The organism is Synechococcus sp. H55.2 (assembly GCF_047462495.1).
GTDB lineage: Bacteria > Cyanobacteriota > Cyanobacteriia > Thermostichales > Thermostichaceae > Thermostichus.
The window spans coordinates 1-2352 of the sequence record NZ_JANSJH010000155.1; the positions used below are offsets into that span (position 1 = coordinate 1).

The following is a 2352-nucleotide window of genomic DNA, read 5'->3' on the forward strand; positions in this document are numbered from 1 at the left end:
GAGAGGGGCTGGGGGTGAGGGATATCCCTCAGGGAGAGGGGCTGGGGGTGAGGGATATCCCTCAGGGAGAGGGGCTGGGGGTGAGGGACAACCGAGAAAGCTACCGCGAGCAGATGGGAGCCGGCAGAGGGTCCCCTTGGTTGAGGCCGGCAAACCACTTGGACAGGGCAGCCGGCAGGCAGAGGCCGGCGTTTCCCTCGATCTGCAACCGCTCCAGCCGGGGCAGTTCCGCCAAAAAGGTCGGCAGTTCTCCCGTGAGTTGGTTGCGTGCCAAGCGCAGATCCCGTAACTGGGTCAGTTGTGCCAGCTCGGGGGGCAGGGATCCGCTGAGGCGATTGTCCGACAAGTAGAGGTTTTCCAGGTTGCGCAGTTGCCCCAGTTGGGGGGGAAGGGGGCCGGAGAGTTGATTGCCATCCAAAAACAGGCCTCTGAGGGAGCTCATCTGGCCCAGTTGGTCGGGAATGGAGCCGCTGAGGCGGTTGTTTTGCAGGATGAGGTTTTCCAGGCGGATCAGCCGGCCCAGTTGGGGGGGAATAGACCCAGAGAGCTGGTTGTGATCCAAAAACAGGCCGCGCAGGTTCTGCAACTGCCCCAGCTCGGGTGGGATGGAGCCGGAAAGTTCGTTGTAATCGAGAAACAGGTTTTCCAACTGGCTCAGTTGCCCCAGCTCGGGCGGGATGGGGCCGGAAAGTTGGTTGAGGCTGAGGGACAAGGCTCGCAACCGGCGAAATCGGCCTATTTCGGGAGGGAGGGATCCCCTCAACCCTTGGCGATCCAATACCAGTTGGACAAGACACTGATCCGAATCAAAAAGAGCCACCTCCTCCACCACCGCGTCCGGGCGGCCCAGAGCTGCCAAGATCTGCCGCAGCAAGATGGGATCCTGACAAAGAGGAGCAGACCAGACCCCCATCCCCCAGCTCAGCCAAACCCAGATTGCCAGTAGACTCAGCGCCCACCCTTTCTGCTGCTGCATCCTCACTCTCCCAAGGACTTTTGCCAGGGTAGCACTCAGAGGCAGAGTTTTTGCCCGGAACCTGTTATGGATTCTGCCCGTTCACGGAGTGGGCCGTAGGCTTTAGAGCGCGAACAGCTACACTGAAAAGCCGATGACCTCTTCTTCTACAAACCCCTATGGCCAGGATCAACGACCACTTCCTCAAGCTCAAGGCCGGCTATCTCTTTCCCGAGATTGCCCGGCGGGTACAGGCCTTTGCTGCCGCCCATCCGGAAGCCCAAATTATCAAGATGGGCATTGGCGATGTCACCGAGCCGCTGCCGGAGGCCTGCCGGACGGCCATGATCCGGGCCGTGGAGGAGATGGGGGAGCGGGCCACCTTCCGCGGCTACGGGCCAGAACAGGGCTACGAGTGGCTGCGCCAAGCCATTGCCCGGCACGATTTTCAGTCTCGCGGCTGCGACATCGACGCTTCTGAGATCTTCATCTCCGACGGCTCCAAGTGCGACTGTGGCAACATCCTGGATATTCTCGGTCACGACAACACCATTGCCATCACGGATCCCGTCTATCCCGTCTATGTGGACACCAACGTGATGGCGGGCCATACGGGGCCGGCCAACGAGCGGGGTGAGTACGAGGGCCTGGTCTATCTGCCGCTGACGGCGGAAAACCACTTCACCGCCAGCCTGCCCCAGCAAAAAGTCGATGTCATCTACCTCTGCTTTCCCAACAACCCCACCGGCGCAGTAGCAACCCGGGAGCATCTGCAGGCCTGGGTGGACTATGCCCGCGCCCACAACTCGCTCATCCTCTTTGATGCCGCCTACGAGGCCTACATTACGGAGCCTGGGATCCCCCACTCCATCTACGAGATCCCGGGGGCAAGGGAATGCGCCATCGAGTTCCGCTCCTTTTCCAAGACAGCCGGCTTTACCGGCACCCGCTGCGCCTTTACAGTGGTGCCCAAGTCGCTACGGGGCCAAGCTGCCGATGGCTCCTGGGTGGATCTCTGGAGCCTGTGGTATCGCCGCCAGTCCACCAAGTTCAACGGCGTGGCCTACATCGTGCAGCGGGGGGCAGAAGCCGTCTATTCTGAGGCAGGGCAGGCCCAGGTGCGGGCTTTGGTGCAGTTTTACCTGGAGAATGCCCGCATCATCCGCGAGCAGTTGGCCAAAGCCGGGATCCAGGCCTACGGCGGCGTCAACGCTCCCTACGTCTGGGTAAAGGCGCCCACTGGGCTGAGCAGTTGGGAGTTTTTCGACAAGCTGCTGCACACCTGCCATGTGGTGGGGACTCCCGGCTCTGGCTTTGGCAGCGCCGGCGAGGGCTACTTGCGCCTGTCGGCTTTTAACAGCCGCGCCAACGTAGAAGAAGCCATGCGCCGCATTGTC

At 61.5% G+C, this 2352-nt stretch carries 2 protein-coding genes; one reads left to right on the top strand and one right to left on the bottom strand.

Annotated elements, in window-relative coordinates; all coding sequences use genetic code 11:
- Positions 1-100: 100 nt before the first annotated feature.
- Positions 101-976, bottom strand: coding sequence for a leucine-rich repeat domain-containing protein (locus tag NW844_RS12440; RefSeq protein WP_414336084.1), 876 nt, complete (start codon positions 974-976; stop codon positions 101-103).
- Positions 977-1134: 158 nt separating this feature from the next.
- Between NW844_RS12440 and NW844_RS12445 the strand changes: the two genes are divergently transcribed.
- The coding region (locus tag NW844_RS12445; RefSeq protein ID WP_414336086.1) for an LL-diaminopimelate aminotransferase at positions 1135-2352 on the top strand (1218 nt) is incomplete at its 3' end.